Annotated in this window: 3 protein-coding genes; all 3 read right to left on the bottom strand. The window is 70.3% G+C overall.

Annotated features, from left to right (window positions below; all coding sequences use genetic code 11):
- Window positions 1-4: 4 nt before the first annotated feature.
- The 3 genes from F8M74_RS15305 to F8M74_RS15295 are packed head-to-tail and all read right to left on the bottom strand — an operon-like array spanning window position 5 to window position 18,191.
- Entirely contained in the window at window positions 5-5,578 is a 5,574-nt protein-coding gene (locus tag F8M74_RS15305) for a type I polyketide synthase (RefSeq protein ID WP_141253196.1), read from the bottom strand.
- A gap of 14 nt (window positions 5,579-5,592) precedes the next feature.
- Window positions 5,593-11,181, bottom strand: a complete 5,589-nt coding sequence (locus F8M74_RS15300) for a type I polyketide synthase (RefSeq protein WP_141253195.1) — start codon at window positions 11,179-11,181, stop codon at window positions 5,593-5,595.
- Window positions 11,178-18,191, bottom strand: coding sequence for a type I polyketide synthase (locus F8M74_RS15295; protein ID WP_141253194.1), 7,014 nt, complete (start codon window positions 18,189-18,191; stop codon window positions 11,178-11,180). The genes F8M74_RS15300 and F8M74_RS15295 overlap by 4 nt, the downstream gene beginning before the upstream one ends.
- Between the last annotated feature and the right edge of the window lie 278 nt (window positions 18,192-18,469).

Raw genomic sequence — 18,469 nt, 5'->3', positions numbered from 1 at the left:
CTCTTCAATCGGCCAGCGCGGCGAGCTTCTCCGCGAGGAGCGCCTCGGCTTCGTCGTCCGAGAGTTGCTTGACGTTGTTGACGATCGCGGCTTCGAGCGCGGCGGCTTCATCCCGCGGCGGCTCCGCCTGGGTCGTGATGGGAAGTTGCAGTTGTGCAGCCAGGTGCACGACGAGCGCCGCCACCGTCGGGTGCCGCCAGACCAGCGTCGCGGGAAGCCTCAGACCCAGGCTGGCTTCGAGCCGGTTGCGAATCTCCAGCCCCATCAGGGAATCCAACCCCATGCTGCCCAGGGGCTCCTGCGGGTCGATTCGCGAAGGCGCCAGCCGGAGCACATGGCCGGCCTGTTCACACAGGTGCGCCTCCAGCAACGACGCTCGCTTCAGCACCTCCGCGGCCCGGAGCGTCTCCACGAAAGCACCACGAACGGCGGGAATATTCGCGGCGCTGGCTTGCTCACGCGCCAGCCGTGACAGGAAGGGCGAGCGCGCCGCCGTCAGGTAGAACTCGCTCCACTGCCGCAGGTCGAAACGCATCACCACCACGCGCGACAGAGGGCTGCTCAGGATGCGGCTCAACGCCTCCAGTGCTTGCGACGGTGGCATGGTGTCCACGCCGCGCTGGGTGATGCGTTCCCCGCGCGCCTCGGCCGCCGCGGCCAGACCCACACCGGCCCAAGCCCCCCAGTCAACGCTCAGCGCCGGCAGGCCGAGCCCACGCCGGTACGCCGCCAACACATCGAGGAAGACGTTGGCCGCCGCGTAGTTGCCTTGCCCCGGCGAGCCCAGCAGCGAACCCGCCGCGGCGAACAACACGAAGTGCTCCAACGGCGCCGATGCCGTCAGCGTGTGCAGATGCCAGGCGCCGTGGACCTTGGGCTCCATCACCGTGCGCAGACGCTCGGCGGTGAGGTTCACCAGCACGCCGTCATCGAGGACCGCCGCCGCGTGGAAGACACCCCGGAGTGGAGGCATCTCCGCCGCCACCTCCTCCAGCACCCGCTCCAGGTCCGGGCGCGCCGCCACGTCCGCCTTCAACACCCGGACTTCGACGCCACCGGCACGCAGCGCATCCAGCACTGGCTGCGCCTCCGCGGACGCGCCCTTGCGCCCCAGCATGGCCAGGTGGCGGGCACCCCGGTCGACCAGCCACTCCGCGAGCTTCAGGCCCAGGCCACCCAGGCCACCGGTAATCAGGTACGTGGCATCGGCTCGCAACTCCGCCGGCGCCGCCGTGCTGCGCTCCATGCGCGACAGCCGCGCCACGAACCGCGCGGAGCCCCGGAGCGCGACCTGCTCTTCCAGGCTCGACGCGAGGAGCTCATCGGCCAGCTCCCGAGCCTGAACCTCATCGCGAGCCCCCAGGTCCACGCTGCAGCACCGGAGTTCGGGATGCTCCAACGTGAGCACGCGTCCCAAGCCCCAGAGTGGCGCCTGCTCGACATGGGCCACCTGCTCACCCGGCTTGACGGCCTGGACACCTTCCGTCACCAACCACACCCGAGGCATGTCCCGGAAGCCCGACGCGACCAGGGCCTGCGTGAGGTGGAGCGCGCTTGCCGCGCCAAGCGTGCGCGCCTTCACCAGCGCATCCGTGCCAGCCTCGAGACCGGGCACATCCAGGCTGAAGAGGTGCACGACGCCACTGCATGCGGGACGCCCGGCGCCGAACTCCGCGTCGAGAATCCGCGTGAATCCCTCCGCTCGTGATGGGTCCACCACGTAGTGGCCGGGCTCGACGAGCCGGGTCTCCTCGCCGTGGGAGACGAGGATGCAACGCGCCCCACGCTCGCTCAGCACGGCGCGTAGCTTCGCGCTGAAACCAGCACGGTCCGCGAGCACCAACCAGGTGCCGGGCGTGGACTCCGAGACGGCCGTGGGCGTCTCGCGCGGCGCTTCCTGCCAGTCCACCCGGTACATCCACTGGTCGATTTCATCTGCGGACCGGCGCCGGACCGCATCCAGACGGCGCGCCATCAGGCCGCGGGCCTCCATCAGGACGTTGCCCTCCGCGTCCAGCAACGTCACATCGGCTTCAATCGAGCCCGGACCACTGCCCGTGCCCGGCCGGACACGAGCGTGACTCCACAGCGCATGTCCGGGCCGCCCGTGCATGCGCAGCGCGTCCACCGCCACCGGGACGAACGTCTCCCCCCTGCGGTCCCCCAGCCCCGCGCCGTTGATGGCTTGCAAGCAGGCATCCAGCAGCGCCGGATGGAGCTGATGCGCCGTCATCTCCGCCGCGACGGAAGGTGACAATTCCAGGCGCGCCACCGCCTCGCCCTCCCCCTTCCACATCTCCTTCACCAGGCGGAAGCTGGGACCGAAGTCGACGCCCCGCTCCAGCATGAGCTGGTAGTGCTTCTCGCCCTCCAGAAGCTCGGGGCACCGCGCCCGCGCCTCGTCGAGCGCGAAGGGCTCCGCTCTCGTGCTCTCACTCAGTCGCCCTTCGGCGTGCAGTGTCCAAGCCCCAGCGCCGTCCACCGGACGGCTGAAGACCTGCAAGCGACGGGTGCCATCCGCCTCCGGGATGACGCGCATCTGAACCGACAGCGCCTCGTCCCGAGGGAGCACCATCATCTCCTGGAAGATGACGTCCTCCAGCGCGAGCCGTGCCGGCCCGAAGGCCTCGGCGGCCCCCGCGAGCGCCATCTCCAGGTACCCGGTGCCAGGGAGCACGACCTCCCCGTGGACGACGTGGTCCGACAGATACGAAGGGCTGTCCGCGAACAGCTCCGTCTGCCACAGGTGCGCGCCGTCCTGTCCCGCCAGGGACAGGTGCGTGCCCAGCAACGGGTGGTGGCCCGTGTCCCGGGCACGACGGGGCCGCGTGGACGACTCAATCCAGAAGCGCTCGTGCTGCCACGGGTACGTGGGCAGCGCCGCGAGCCGGCCCCGCACGGGGTGCTGGCGCTTGAGGTCCACCTCGTGCCCCACGGCGTAGAGCGCGCCCAGGGACGACAACATCGCCCCGCGCTCGTCTTCGTCACGGCGGAGCGAGGGCAGCACCGTCCCCTCTCGCCCGAGGTGCCGCAGGTGTTGCTCCACGGCGGGCAGGAGGATGGGATGCGGGCTCAGCTCGATGAAGATGTCATGGCTGTCAACCGCGAGCTTCTCGATGGCCTTCGAGAACAACACCGGCTCGCGCAGGTTGTCCGCCCAGTAGCCGGCACGGAACTCCGCGCCATCCGTCATTCGCCCCGTCACCGTCGAGCAGATGGGCACACGGGCCGCGCGCGGCGCGAGGTCCTGGAGCGCCGCGATCAGGTCGGGCCGCAGCGGGTCCATTTGAGGACTGTGCGAGGCCACGTCCACCTTCACGAAGCGGCAGAAGACGTCCCGTTGCTTGAGCCGCTGGGCGATGTCCTCCAGGGCCCCAGGAGCGCCCGACAGCACCGTGGAGCGCACGCTGTTGCTCACCGCGACCGAGACCTGCGACTCCCAGCCGTAAAGGGCCTGCTTCGCCTCTTCCAACGTCAGGTCCACCAGCAGCATGGAGCCCTGCCCGCTCACACCTCGAAGCAGGAGACTGCGGCGGCAGATGATCTTCGCCGCGTCCTCCAGGCTCAGCGCTCCGGCCACGTGCGCCGCGGCCACCTCGCCCATGCTGTGCCCCACCACGGCGTCGGGCTCGATGCCCCAGGCGCGCCACAACTCCGCCAGCGCCACTTCCATGGCGAAGAGGACGGGCTGGATGACGTCGATTTCATGGAGGCGGCCCTTGCTCTCTTCGGCCGCCAACTCCCCCAGGACGCTGAAGCCCGCGCACGCATGGATGGCCGCGTCGCAGCGCTCCATGGCATCGCGGAACGCCGTCTCCTCCGCCAGCAGCTTCCGGCCCATGCCCAGCCACTGAGAGCCCTGACCCGGGAACACGAAGACGACCCGGCGCCGGGTCTGCCCCGATGCACGTCCCGTGGCCGCGCCCGGCACGGGCTCACCACGCGCGAAGGCGCCCAGCTTCTCCTCGAGTTCAGCGTGAGTGTGACCCGCGAGCGCGAGGCGGTGCTCATGGTGGGAGCGCGACAGGGCGGCCGTGGCGCAGACGTCGCGGAGTGACACCTCCGGATGCGCGGCGAGCCAATGCGCGTGGCTCCCGGCCATGGCCTGGAGCGCCTCCTGACTGCGCGCCGACAACACGAGCAACTCCGCGCCACGAGCGGGCATGGCGGGCTGTGATGACGGCACCGGCGGCTCCTGCAAGATGACGTGGGCATTGGTGCCACTGATGCCAAACGCGCTCACGCCGGCGAGACGAGGCTGCTCGGCGCGGGGCCACGGCTGGAGCGCCGTGGGAACGACGACGGGTGCCCCGTCGAGGACGATGTCCGGGTTGAGGCTGTGGAAGTGCAGGTTCGGAGGAATCGCCTCGTGGCGCAGCGATAGGGCCGTCTTCAGGACGCCCGTGAGGCCCGCTGTCGCTTCGAGGTGTCCGACGTTCGTCTTCACCGAGCCCACGACGAGCGGCGTATCCGCGCGCCGTCCCGCGCCCAGTACCCGCGCCAGCGCTTGCAGCTCGATGGGGTCCCCCAGCGACGTGCCCGTTCCGTGTGCCTCGACGAAGGAGACCTGCGAGGGCTTCAGCCCCGCGCTCGCCAGCGCCTGCTCGATGACCCGCTCCTGCGCCGGCCCGTTGGGCACCATGAGCCCACTGCTGGCGCCGTCCTGGTTCACCGCCGAGCCCGCGACGAGCGACAGAATCTCATCGCCGTTGGCCAGCGCATCCGAGAGCCGCTTGAGCACCAGGACGACGCAGCCCTCCGCGCGCACGAAGCCATTGGCGGCGGCATCGAAGCTCTTGCACCGTCCGTCCGGCGCCAGCCCTCGGCTGCTGGAGAGGGCCACTGTCGGGTCCGGCATCAGCATGAGGTTGACGCCGGCGGAGAGCGCCAGGTCGCACTCGCGGTTGCGCAGGCTCTGGCAGGCGACGTGGAGTCCCACCAGCGACGACGAGCACGCCGTGTCGATGGACATGCATGGCCCCTGGAGGCCCAGCGTGTACGCCAGGCGGCCCGCCGCCGCGTTCAGGGAGGTCCCCGTCAGGTGATAGATATCCGGCGCATCGCCGAGCTGCCGCGCCTGGAGCTGTGCGTAGTCGCTGCCGATGATGCCCAGGAAGACACCGGACTTGCTTCCCGCGAGCTGGTCCGGTGGCTGGCCCGCGCGCTCCAGCGCCTCCCACGCGACCTCCAGCAGCATCCGCTGCTGCGGGTCCATGCGCGAGGCTTCCCGGGGCGAGACGCCGAAGAATGCGGCATCAAACTGGTCCACGCCGTCGATGAAGCCGCCCCAGCGAGCATAGGTGCGGCCCCGCTTGCTCGGGTCGGGGTCGAAGAGCGCCTCCGCGTCCCACCGCTCGCGCGGTACCTCGGTGATGGCGTCCACCCCCTGGCTCAGCAGGCGCCAGAAGGCCTCGGGTGTCCGCACGCCTCCGGGAACGCGGCAGGACGCACCGACGATGGCGATGGGCTCCGAGCGCGCGCGCTTGAGGGCTTCGCTCTCCGCGTGCAGGTCGAGCGCCAGCAACGCGAGCCTCTTGGGAGAGAGGTTCGAAATCTTCTCGTAGAATTCCTTGCTCATCGCAGTCGTCCGATTCAGCTCAGCTTCAGGGCAATCAACCGCTCGACTTCGTCGTCCGACAGCTCCGTGACTTGCGCCAGCCGCTCCGACAGGCCACCGACGTCCGAAGGCACCGGGGATGACTTCTGCACCGGAGCCGCCGCCACCGTGGGCAACGGGATGTCCACCGCGGTGACGCTCCCCGCCAGACGCTTCGCCAGCGCCAGGACGGTGGGGTGATCGAACGCGAGGCTCGCGGGCAGCTCCTTCTCGAGTCCGCGCTGCAACACGTTGCGCAGCTCCACGGACATCTGGGACGTCATCCCCATCTGGAAGAAGCCGCGGTCCGCGGGGGGCAAGTCGGTGGGAGCGAAGCCGAGAATGCGCCCCACCTCGCCCTGGATGCGCTGCACGAGCGTGTCGAACCGGCGCTCAGCAGGGAGCGCCTTCAACTCCGAGAGCAACCGTGCCCGCGAGGTGGCCCCCCCCTTCGTGGCCGGCGACGCCGCGCCCATGTTCAGCAGGAAGGGCCGGCAACGCCGAGCCTCCCAGATGGGCTTGAGCACGGACCAGTCCACGGAGGCGACCGTCTTATGGATCACGCCCGACCGCAGCACCTGTCCCATCGCATCGAGCGCGCGCTCCGAGGCCATGGGGTTCAGCCCGAAGCGCGCGTAGCCCCGCGCGTTGTCGGCGCGCTCTCCACCAATCTCGTCCCACGTCCCCCAGTGAATGGTGGTCGCGGGCAGCCCTTCGGCCCGGCGGTGGTGCGCCAGCGCTTCCAGGAACTGGTTGCCCGCCGCGTAGTGCGCCAGACCGGAGGCGCCCCACAGCGTGGATGTCGACGAGAACATCACGAAGAAGTCGAGCGAGAGGCCGCGCGTCAGGTCGTGCAGCACCCAGCTCCCGAGCACCTTCGGACGCATCATCGCCGTCGTGGCGGCGACATCCAGGTCCTCCAACCGGCACTCCGTGATGAGCGCGGCGGCATGAATCACGCCGCGCAACGGAGGCAGCGTCGCCGCCATGTCGCGCAGGAGCGCCGCCATCCGCTCACGGTCCGCCACGTCCGAGGCCATGGGCATGACAGTCGCCCCGAGCGCCCGGATCGACTCGAGCTCCTCGCGGCGCCGCACCGACGCCGCATCGTCCGCACCGGAGACCCCACTGCGGCCCAGCAGCACCAGGTGCCGCGCGCCCCGCTCCACCAGCCACCGCGCCACCTTCAGCCCCAGCCCGCCCAGGCCGCCCGAGACGAGGTACGTCGCGTCCGAGCGCAGGCGCAGTGACTCCTTGGCCGTCCCTGCCTTTCCCCGTGTGAGCCGGGGGACCAGCGAGCGCCCATCGCGGAAGGCGAGCTGGTCCTCTCCATCCGTTCCGAACGCGGAGACTTCCCGCAGCACCGAGGTGACTTCATCCGGAGACCGAGTCGGCGGCAGGTCGATGAGGCCGCCCCAAACGCCCGGCTGTTCCAGCGAGACGCTCCGGCCCATGCCCCACAGGGGTGACTGGGCCAGCGACACACGTTCGGTCCCCACGCCCGTGACCTGCGCGCCCCGCGTCACCCCCCAGAGCCGCGCACGCCCTGGCACCTCAATGAGGGCCTTCACCAGGTGCAGCGCCGCCACCGTAGACGCGGGCACTGCCATCTCCCCATCCAGCGTTTCGTCGAGGCCCCACAGGAAGAGCGCCCGGCCTTCGTGCCCAGCCGCGAGCGCTGGAAGCTCTCGCAGCAAGCGCGCCATGTCCTCCGGTCGCTGCGGGTCCACCACGAAGCTTCGCGTATCCAGGCGCTGGAAGGCGTCCCCCGCGGTCACCGTGACGAAGGGGGTGCCCTGACGCCGCAGCTCCTCGGCGAATGCCACGCCCCAACCACCCCGGTCCGCGAACACAAGCCAATCCGTGGGAGCCGACTGGGGTGTCCCCGCCGGCCGCGCCTCCCACGACACGTCGTGGAACCAGTCCTGCGCGCGGACCTCTCCCAACACCTCGAGCAGCCGATCCATCGCCACGTGCCGCAACCGGACACCGCGAGCCACCGCGACCGGGCGGCCCTCCGCGTCCAGCAAGGACAGTGTGCCCAGCCGCTCCTCAGGACGAGACGCGGGCGAAATGGATACATGGGCCCACCGGACGTCCGCGCTGCCAGGGACGCACTCGAAGGATTCGAGCCCCAAGGGCATGAAGAGCGCGGACTGCCCCGGTTCGGCCGCCAGCGCGAGCGCCAGCGTCTGGAGCCCGGCGTCCAGCAACGCGGGATGAAGCTGATACTGGGACGCTTCCTGAAGTCGCTCCGCGCCCAGCACCACCCGGCCCAGCGCCTCCCCCGGCCGCCGCCACGCCTCGCCCAGTGTCCGCAGCGGCTCGTCGTATTGGACGTTGCAGCGCTCCAACTCGCCGTAGACCGCCGCGCCCGGGACATGCTCCACACAGCGCGCACGGACCGCGTCGATGGACGCCAACGCGCCCATCGATGCACTGAGCACCTGGACATGGCCCCGGCAATGGCGCACCCATCCCGCCTCGGCCGAGGTCCCACCCACCGCGCGGCTGTGGATGTGGAACTCGTGCTTCCCTCCTGCCTCGGAAGAGAGGTGGACCTGCACGAGCCGCCGCGGAGTCTCCGTCAGCACCAGCGCCCGCTCGAACTCGACGCCGGACAGCACCCGTCCCCCAGTGCCCAACACATCGGCGGCGGCGCTCAGCCCGAGCTCCACCAGCGCCGAGGCAGGAACGACCGCGACGCCACCCAACCGGTGAGCACCAAGCCACGGCAGCGAATTGCTCCCCAGTTCCAGCTCGAAGACCTGGCCATCGACGCCGTGAGCCACGCTCACCGGCCGGCCCTTCAGGGACGTCACCGGCTCGACCATCGCGGCCACGGGCGTGGCCACCGCGTCCAGCCAGTACCGCTTGTGCTGCCAGGGATAGGTGGGCAGCGGGAGCGGCGCCCCACCCTCCGGGAAGAAGCGCCTCCACTGCACGGGGAATCCCGCGCGGTACAGCGCGCCCACGGACTCCAGCAGCACGGTCCGCTCAGCCTCCTCGCGGCGCAGGGACGGAAGCGTCACGCCCTCGCGGCCCCCGTGCTGCAGACACCGCTCCACGGCGGGCAGCAGAATCGGGTGCGGGCTCATCTCCAGGAAAACGGAGTGCCCAGCCTCGGCGAGTTGCAGCACCGACGAGGAGAAGAGCACCGGGTCGCGCAGATTGCGGACCCAGTAGGTGGCATCGAAGCCGGAGCCGTCACAGGAGGCGCCGGTCACCGTGGAGAGAATGGGCACGCTGGAGCGTCCGGGCCGCACCGCCGAGAGCACGGAGAGCAGCTCGTCACGCAGCGGGTCCACCTGTGGACTGTGCGAGGCCACGTCGACCTTCACCCAGCGGCAGAAGACGTTGCGCGACTCCAGCTCGGCGCGAATTGCTTCGAGCGCGGCATTCTCCCCCGACAGCACCGTGGAGGTCGGACTGTTGCTGACCGCGATGGCCACGCGGTCCTCGCGGCCCGCCAGCGTCTTGCGCGCGTCCTCCAGGGTCAGCTCCGTCGCGAGCATGCCCCCCTGGCCGCTGATGCGCCGCAGGAGCTTGCTGCGCAGGCAGATGATGCGCGCCGCGTCCTCCAGGGAGAGCGCGCCCGCGACGTGCGCCGCGGCCACCTCGCCCATGCTGTGCCCCACCACCGCGTCCGGCTCGACACCCCAGGAGCGCCAGAGCGCGGACAGCGCCACCGCCATGGCGAACAACACCGGCTGCACGACGTCGATGTCCTGAAACCGGGAGTCCTCGGCGGGTGCGCGCAGCACGTCGATCAGACGCCACGTGACGTGGGGTCGCATGGCCGTGTCGATGCGCTCCACGGCCTCACGGAAGACAGGCTCCTGTTCGAGGAGCTGCCGCCCCATGCCGGCCCACTGCGAGCCCTGCCCCGGGAACACGAAGACCGCCTTGCGCCGGGTATCCGTGTCCGTCGCCGCCGGAGCAGGCCCCTCCAAGGCGAACTCCCGAAGCTGCCGCGCCACCGCCTCCGCCGAGTCCCCCGCGACCGCCGTCCGGTACTCGTGATGGGTCCGCCGCAGCGCCGCGGTGAAGCAAACATCCCGGAGCGACATCTCCGGGGACGACGTGAGGACGTCCGCGTACTTCCTGGCCAATGCTTGAAGCGCGGAGGGTGAGCGCGCGGACAGCGGCAACAGGTACGCCCCGCGAGAAGGCGCAGCGGGCGCCGCCGCGGCCACGGGGCCCTCTTCGAGAATCACATGGGCATTCGTGCCGCTGATGCCAAACGAGCTGACCGCGCCCCGGCGCTTGCGCGTCTCCCGCGCGGGCCAGGGGTGCAGCTTCGTGGGGACGGTGAGGACCTCACCGCCGAAGTCGATGCGCGGGTTGAGCCGCTGAAAGTGCGCGAGCGGCGGAACGGCCCCGTGCTGCATCGACAGGACCAACTTGATGATGCCGGCGATGCCGGCGGCCGACTCCAGATGGCCGATGTTCGTCTTCGCCGCGCCCACCACCAGCGACTGCTCCGCGGTGCGCCCCTGGGCGTACACCTCGTGGAGCGCCTCCATCTCGATGGGGTCGCCCAGCGACGTCCCGGTGCCATGGGCCTCGACGCAGTCGATGTCGGCGGGCTCCAGGTTCGCGCTCTGGAGCGCCTGGCGGATGAGCGCCTTCTGCGCGAGCACGTTGGGCGCCGTCAACCCCGCCGACTTGCCGTCCTGGTTGACGGCAGAACCCCGGATGAGCGCGAGGACGGTGTCCCCCGCCGCCAGCGCATCCGACAGCCGCTTGAGGACGACCACGCCGCAGCCCTCGCCCCGCACGAAGCCGTTGGCGCGGGCATCGAAGGTCTTGCAACGACCATCCGGCGCGAGCGCCTGGGCACGGGACACGCGGCTGGACGACAGCGGCGACAGGATGAGGTTGACGCCGCACGCCAGCGCCATGGTGCACTCTTGCTGCCGGAGACTCTGCGCGGCCAGATGCAGCGCCACCAGGGATGACGAACACGCGGTGTCCACGGACAGGCTGGGTCCCTGGAAGTCCAGGAGGTACGACAGCCGCCCCGGCACCACGCAGTTGATGGCGCCCGTCACGCTGCTGGAGTCGCGCGCCGCCGGATTCCCCACCTGCAACAGCGCGTAGTCATCGCTGTACACGCCCACGAACACGCCCGTGCGGCTCCCCGCCAGCCGAGACATGTCCTGGCCCGCGTTCTCCAGCGCCTCCCACGCCACTTCCAGGAGGATGCGCTGCTGCGGGTCCATCCGATGCGCTTCGTGCGGAGAGATGCCGAAGAAGTCCGCGTCGAACTGGTCCACCGCGTCCATGAAGGCGCCCCACTTCGCGCCCAGCTTCTCCTGGGCCTCGGGGTCCATCCGCGCCATGTCCTCACGGGTCCACCGCGAGGATGGCACCTCGGTCACGGCATCCACGCCGTTGCACAGGAGGTTCCAGTACGACGCAGGGTCGTTCCCTCCGCCCGGGAAGCGGCAGCCCATCCCGATGATGGCCACGGGCTCCGACCGGCTGCCCTCCACCGCGTCGAGCCTCGACTTGAGGTCCATCGCCAGCAGCGCGAGCCGCTTGGGGGAGTACTGCGCAATCTTCTCCGCGAACGTCGTCATGAGCCTTGCGCCATCCTCTGAGCGAACAGCCGCTCGACTTCTTCTTCCGACAGGTCGTCAATCTCGCTGGCCGTCACATCCGCCTGAGGGGCCTTCGCCGGTGCCACCTCCAGCGCGGGCTCGGGGCGGGAGTCCTCCAGCGGAAGTGCCAGCTTCTCCGCCAGGAACGGCGCCAGCGCGGCCACCGTCGGATAGGTCCACACCACCGTCGCGCTGAGCTTCAGCCCGAGCGCCGCCTCCAGGCGGTTGCGAATCTCCATGCTCATCAGCGAGTCGAGCCCGAAGGTCACCAACGGTGTCCGTGGTTCGATGCGCGCGGGCGCCATCCGCAGCACCCCGCCAATCAGCTCACGCAAGTGCGTATCCAGCAGGCCGCGACGCTCGGACGCACGGGCCGCTTCGAGCTGCTCTCGAATCCGGCTCTTGCCCGCGCTCACAGCGGGCCGGCTGGACGGCTCCTGCGCCAGCTTCGTGAAGTACGGAGACTGCGCCGCGGCCAGATAGAAGCCCAGCCACTGGCGTGGCTCGAAGGCCATGACGCTGAGCTGTGGCCGCTCCTGTCCCAGCAGCATGCCAAGCACCGCCAGCGCCTTGTCCGGCGCCATGCCGCCCAGGCCACGTGCCTCCAGGCGCTCACCGCGGATGGACTGCGCCGCCGCGAGGCCCACCTGCGTCCAGGTGCCCCAGTTGATGCTCAGCGCGGGCAACCTCTCCGCCCGACGGGCCTGGGCCAGCGCGTCCATGAAGGCATTCGCCGACGCGTAGTTCGACTGTCCCGGCGTGCCCAGCGAAGCGGCCACGCTGGAGAACAGCACGAAGTGCTCCAGCGGCAGGTGTCGCGTCTGCGCGTGCAGGTTCCAACTGCCCAGGACCTTCGGTGCCGACACCGAGGCGAAGCGCGCCTCGGTGAGGTTGAGCAACAGTCCGTCCTCGATGAGTCCCGCGGCATGGAACACGCCGCGCAGCGGGGGCATCGCGTCCTCCACCCGAGCCAACGCGCCCGTCACGTCCTCCAGCCGCGCGACGTCGCCCTGGAAGGACTCCACCCGAGCGCCGGCCTCACGAAGCGCCGCCAGCGCCTGCTCCGCCTCCGCGGAGGGAGCGCGGCGGCCCATCAGAAGCAGGTGACGTGCGCCCTGGGAAACGAGCCAGCGCGCGAGTTCCAGCCCCAGGCCACCGAAGCCCCCCGTGATGAGGTAGGTGCCATCCTCGCGCAGCAGCGTCGCCGGTTCACGGGCGGACAGCGCATCCGCCGCCCGAGACAGCCGCGCCACCCGTCGCGTCCCACCCCGCCACGCGGTCTGGTCCTCGAACGCGGTCGATGACAGCTCCCGCAGCAGCGCATCCGCCGCGACGTCCGCGCCGCCTTCCAGGTCCACACGGGTGCAGCGCAGCTCCGGTTGCTCCACCGCCAGCACCTGCCCCAAACCCAGGAGCGGAGCCTGCGCCACCGCGACACGTTCTGCCGCCTTGCCCGCGGAACGTGCCCCACGCGTGGCCAGCCAGAGCCGGGGCGCATCCCGCCAGCCCGCCCCCGAAAGCGCCTGCACCAGGTGCAACACGCTGGTGGTCCCCAGCCGCCGCGAGTCCTCCAGCGCCAGTGGCGTCAGCGCCTCCGTCGAGGCCAGGTCCAGGCTCCACAGGTGCACCACGCCGCGACAAGGCGGAACGCCCGCGCCCAACAGGTCCGTGAGCAACCGGCGCCAGTGCTCCGGATTCCGGGGGTCCACCTCGGCACTCCGCGGTCCGGTCAGCCGGTACGCCTCACCGGGCGCGACGAGCACGCACGTCTCGCCCCGCGTCCGGAGCTGCGCGGACAGCCGCTGCCCCACTCCGCCGTCGTCCTGGAGAATCAGCCAGCTTCCCGGCGTGTGCTCGGGCCACGCCAGCTCCGCCGGCAGCGGCCGCTCCTCCCAGTCCACCTGGTAGAGCCACGCACCCAGCTCCTTGCGGGCGGAGGCGCCCGCATCAAGGCGGTACAGGCGCAGCGCTTCGAGTTCCAGCAGCACCTGGCCCTGCTCATCCAGCAACCAGAAGTCGAAGGTGCGCTCACGCTCGCTCGCGGCCCCTTCCCCACGGACCTTCACTCGCGCCCAGGCCGCGCGCCCGGGACGCTGGAAGAAACGAATCCGCCCGATTCCCACCGGCACATGCGTCGCTGGAGCGGACGTCGCGGTCAGCGGGGCAAGGAGCTCCACCGCCACCTGCAGTCCCGCATCCAGCAGCGCGGGGTGGAGCCGGTACGCCCCCGCCTCCAAGGCCACCGTGTCGGAGACCTCCAGGCGTCCCAGTGCCTCCTGCTCATTGCGCCAGATGCCCCGCAGCCCCTGGAACGTCGGGCCATACATGAGGCCTTGCGCCTGCCGGCGCTGGTAGTGCGATTCAGCGGAGACCGCCACCGTGACGCGCACCCGGAGCGCCTCGGGTGATTCAACAGCCGCGCCCGCATGTGCCTCCCGCCGCACCGTCCCCGCCGCGTGCTTGCGCCAGGACGTCTCGCCCTCCGCGCGGCCGGCAATCTGGAAGGTGGCGCGGCCCGGCACCTCCTCGGACAGCACCACCTGCACGCGCTTCGACTGGCCCGGCTCCAGCGCGAGCATCTCACTGAAGGAGACGTCCTCCAGCACGAGCCCCGTCTCGCCCAGCACCTCCGCGCCGGCGCTCAGCGCCATCTCCACGTAACCGGCGCCAGGGAAGACAACGTCCCCCCACACGCAGTGGTCGGCCAGATACGGGAACGCCGCCGTGCTCACGGTCCGCTCCCAGAAGTGAGTCCCGGGCTGGACGGACGAAGAGAGCGAACCACCGATGAGGGGATGTCCCTTCCGGTCCGCGAGGACCACGCCCTCCGGCTGCGCATCCACCTCTGCCTCGTCCGGGAGCCAGAAGCGCTCCCGCTGCCACGGGTACCGTGGGAGCGCGACGACACGGCCCTTCACCGGGTGCAGCGCCTTCCAGTCCACCGCGCAACCCCAGGCGTACATCGCCGCCAGGGACTCCAGCAGGCAGCGGCGCTCGGGCATCTGTCGCCGCGCGGACGCGAGCGCGATGGCGCCCTGTTTCGACTCGCGCAGCGTCTCCTCGATGGGCGCGAGCAACACCGGGTGTGGGCTCACCTCGACCAGCACCGTGAAGCCATCCGCCAGGAGTTGCTCGACAGCACCGTGGAACAGCACCGGCTCGCGCAGGTTGCTGACCCAGTAGGCCGGGTGGAAGTCCGCGCCGTCGCTCGTCTGGCCCGTCACCGTGGAGTAGATGGGCACGGGCGCCCCCTGAGGAGCGACACCGTCGAGCACCCGCAGGAGGTCGTCCTTCAGCGAGTCCATCTGCGGACTGTGAGAGGCGACGTTGACCTTCACCCGGCGGCAGAAGACACCCTGGCTTTCGAGCTTCGGCAGCAGCGACTCCAATGCGTCGGTGTCACCCGAGAGCACCGTGGAGCGCGCGCTGTTGCTGACCGCGACGGAGAGCCGCGTCTCGTAGCCGGCCAGCACCTCGCGGGCCTGCGCCAGCCCCAGCTCCACCACCGCCATGGCCCCCTGCCCGCTCTTGCGGCGCAGGAGCTTGCTGCGCAGGCAGATGATGCGCGCCGCATCCTCCAGGGAGAGCGCGCCCGCGACGTGCGCAGCGGCCACCTCGCCCATGCTGTGCCCCACCACCGCGTCCGGCGCGATGCCCCACGAGCGCCACAGTGCCGTCAACGCCACCTGCATGGCGAAAAGCACCGGCTGCACCACGTCGATGTCCTGCAGACGCGAATGCGGCTCGTCCGCCAGCAGTTCCGCCGTGAGCGACCAGTCCACGTGCGGCCGCATGGCCTGCTCGCACGCCTCGATGGCGGACCGGAACACCGGCTCCTCACGCAGGAGCTGACGCCCCATGCCCAACCACTGGGAGCCTTGTCCCGGGAAGACGAAGGCCACCTTGGCCCGTCCCTCGGGGCTCACCCGTCCCTCGCTCACACCCGGCGGGAGCTCCCCCCGCGTGACGGCGTCCAGCGCCTCCGCCAGCTCCCGTCGCGAGCCGCCCACCACCGACAAGCGGTGCGACAAGTGGCCGCGGCGCACGCTCGCGGTGTAGGTGACGTCATCGAGCGGCGCGCCCGACTCCCCAGCCAGGAAGTCGCGCCAGTCCGCGGCCAGCGCCTTGAGCGCCTCCGGGCTCCGCGCCGACAGGGGCAGCAGGTGCACCGTCTCCCCGTCATGGTCCACCCCACGCGCGACGAGTGCGTCCCACCGGACCGGCTGTCCCGCCGCGTAGAGCACGCCCAACGAATCGAACAGCGTGGCGCGCTCATCCTCCTGCCGCCGCAGGGAGGGCACCACGCGGCCCTGCCGCCCCAGGTGCTTCAGCGTCGCGTCGATGGGGTGCCGCAGAATCGCATGCGGACTGACCTCCAGGAACGTGTCATAGCCCTCTTGGATGGTGTGGGAGAGCGCGCCGGTGAAGAGCGTGGGCCACGCGATGTTCCGCACCCAGTGGGAGGCGTCCGCGCTCGCGCCGTCGATCTCCGCGCCGGTAATGGACGAGATCAAGGGAACACGCGCCGGGCGGGGCCGGATGTCCCGAAGCTCCTCGGTCAACGCGTCCGCCAGCACATCCATGCGAGGGCTGTGCACCGGAACGTCGATGTCCACCTGCCGGCAGAAGACTCCGCGCTGTTGCAGCGTCGCGAGCACCTCGGCCAGTGCGTCCACATCCCCCGACAACACCGTCGAACCCGCGCCCGAGTCGATGGCGCGGAACAACCGCCCCTCGTAGCCCACGAGCAGTTCAGCGGCCTCCGCCCACGGGACGCCCACGACCGCCAGGCTGCCCTTGCCCGCCTGCGTGTGCATCAGCCGGCTCTCGGCGCAGACGACGCGGATCGTGTCCTCGATGTCCAGGACTCCCGCCGCATATGCCGCCGACACCTCGCCGATGCTGTGCCCCACCACGGCGCCGGGCTCGATGCCCCACGAGCGCCAGAGGTCCGTCAGGGCCATCTCCATCGACACAATCGCGGGCAGCCCGATGTCGAGCCGGCTCAGCCGCGCCGCCGCGTCGTCAGCGGCCAGCACTTCCAGCAGCGACCAACCTTCGTACTTTCGGATGAGCGCATCGCAGCGCAGCAGCGTCGCCCGGAACACGGGCTCGGCGTCCAGCAAGGGCAGGCCCATGCGGGGCCACTGGCAGCCGTGTCCCGAATAGACGAATACCGGCTTACGGACCGCGTCCTCCGCCACCGCTCCCACGGACACGCCCGGGCGCGGCACGCCCGCCAGGAAGTTCTCCAGGCCCGCACGGAGGTCCTTCCGGGTCCGGACCGTCACCGTCAGGCGGTGCGCATGCGTGCCCGCGTCCGCTTCGGCCGCGCGGAGCAGCTCGGCCAGTGGCAGGTGCTCCCGGGCCGTCACGCGGTCGAGCAGCCCCTGCGCGGCGCCCCGCAGCGCCTCCGTCGTCTCACCCGACAGGTGGAGGAGCCGTGCCTCGGGGAGACGCGCCTCTTCCATCACGATGTGGCAGTTCGCGCCCCCGAAGCCGAAGGAACTGACGCCCGCGATGAGCTTCCGGTCGGGCTCCGGCCAATCTCCCAGGGTGTGGTGAACCGCCAGGCCCAGCGCCTCGAAGGGAATGAGCGGATTGGGCTTCTCGTAGTGGAGGCTGGCTGGAAGCGCGCGGTGCTTGATGCACAGCGCGGTCTTGATGAGCCCGGTGATGCCCGCCGCGGCCTCCAGGTGCCCGATGTTCGTCTTGCAGGAGCCGATGAGCAGGGGCTTGCCCCCGGGCCGTCCCGCGCCGAGCACCTCGCCCAGGGCCTGTGCCTCCAGCGGGTCTCCCAGTTGCGTGCCCGTGCCATGCGCCTCGACGTACTGCACCTCCGCCGGCTCGACACCCGCGCTGGCGCATGCCTGGCGGATGACCTCCGCCTGCGCCTTCGGGTTGGGCGCGGTGAGGCCGTTGCTGCCACCATTGTTGTTGATGGCACTGCCGCGGATGACGCAGTAGATGGCGTCGCCGTCCGCGAGCGCCAGGGAGAGCGGCTTGAGCACCGCCACACCCGCTCCCTCACCGCGCACGAAGCCGTTGGCGCGGGCATCGAACGTGTAGCAGTGCCCGTCTGGAGAGAGGGCCCCCAGCTTGGACAGGGACACCGTGCTCTCGGGGGCGATGGTGAGATTCACACCGCCCACCAGGGCCAGCGTCGACTCGCCCCTGCGCAGGCTCTCACAGGCCAGGTGCACCGCCGTGAGCGAGGACGAGCAGGCCGAGTCGATGGAGAAGCTCGGCCCCCGCAGCCCCAGGACGTAGGAGACCCGGTTGGCCAGGACGCTGTGGTGATAGCCCGTGGACGTGTACGAGGAGATGCGCTTCATGCCGAAGCGCTGCAGCGTCATCTCGTAGTCCATCCACGCGGCGCCGAAGCAGACCGCCGTGGGTGAGCCCTGCAGCCGGTCCGCGGCGATGCCCGCGTCCTCCAGCGCCTCCCAGCTCAGCTCCAGCATGAGCCGCTGCTGCGGGTCCATGTGGAGCGCCTCCTTCGGTGAGATGCCGAAGAAGAGCGGGTCAAAGCCATCCACGCGATCCAGATAGCCGCCCCAGCGGGAAATCACCTTGCCGGGCGCCGCGGGGTCTCGATCATAAAGGCGGTTGACGTCCCACCGGTCCGGCGGCACTTCCGTAATGGCATCCGTCCCGCCCACGAGCAGACGCCAGAAGGCCTCTGGATCCGCCGCCTGGGGATAACGACAGGCCAATCCAATAATGGCAATGGGCTCATGGGCCCGCGCGATACGTGCCAGGGAATGCGACGACGCGCCATCCTGCTCACCCGCGAGGTAGCGGGCCAGCCCATCCAACGTGGGATATTCCCAGGCAAGCGTGGGCGACAATGAACGCCCCAGCATCGCCCCCACCTCCGCGATGAAGCCGGTGGCCTTCAGCGAATCAAGCCCATACAGACTGAAGCGCTCTCGGACATCCAGAGTGTGAGCCTCGATTCCCAATCGCTGAGCAAGGACCGCGGTCAAACGAGCCCGCACTTCGGCCAAACCCGCCTTCGACAACCCATTTTGTGGCGACACTCGGACCTCTAACTGGCACGCTCGAAAGCCGGGCTTTTCCTCGGCGAACGAGATGACGACGGACGCAGTCCGCCTCCCCCTCGATAGACCCGATACAAGGAAGAACGGATCAATGCCAAATCCCTAACGTTGGCGCAAGCCCGTCAGCACGAAGCCGTTTCGTGCACTTTCACGAGAACCGGACACTCCAAACGGAGCAACCCATGTCTCTCAATCACCAAGAC

The organism is Myxococcus sp. CA023, from assembly GCF_010998615.1.
Taxonomy (GTDB): Bacteria; Myxococcota; Myxococcia; order Myxococcales; family Myxococcaceae; genus Myxococcus.
Note: the sequence above shows the minus strand (reverse complement) of the source record. Positions and strands in the feature narration are given on the sequence as shown.

What these genes read in the sequence shown, in the direction of transcription:
- F8M74_RS15300 (WP_141253195.1), bottom strand. Translation starts at nt 11,181, where the DNA reads ATGACGACGTTCGCGGAGAAGATTGCGCAGTACTCCCCCAAGCGGCTC.
- F8M74_RS15305 (WP_141253196.1), bottom strand. Translation starts at nt 5,578, where the DNA reads ATGAGCAAGGAATTCTACGAGAAGATTTCGAACCTCTCTCCCAAGAGG.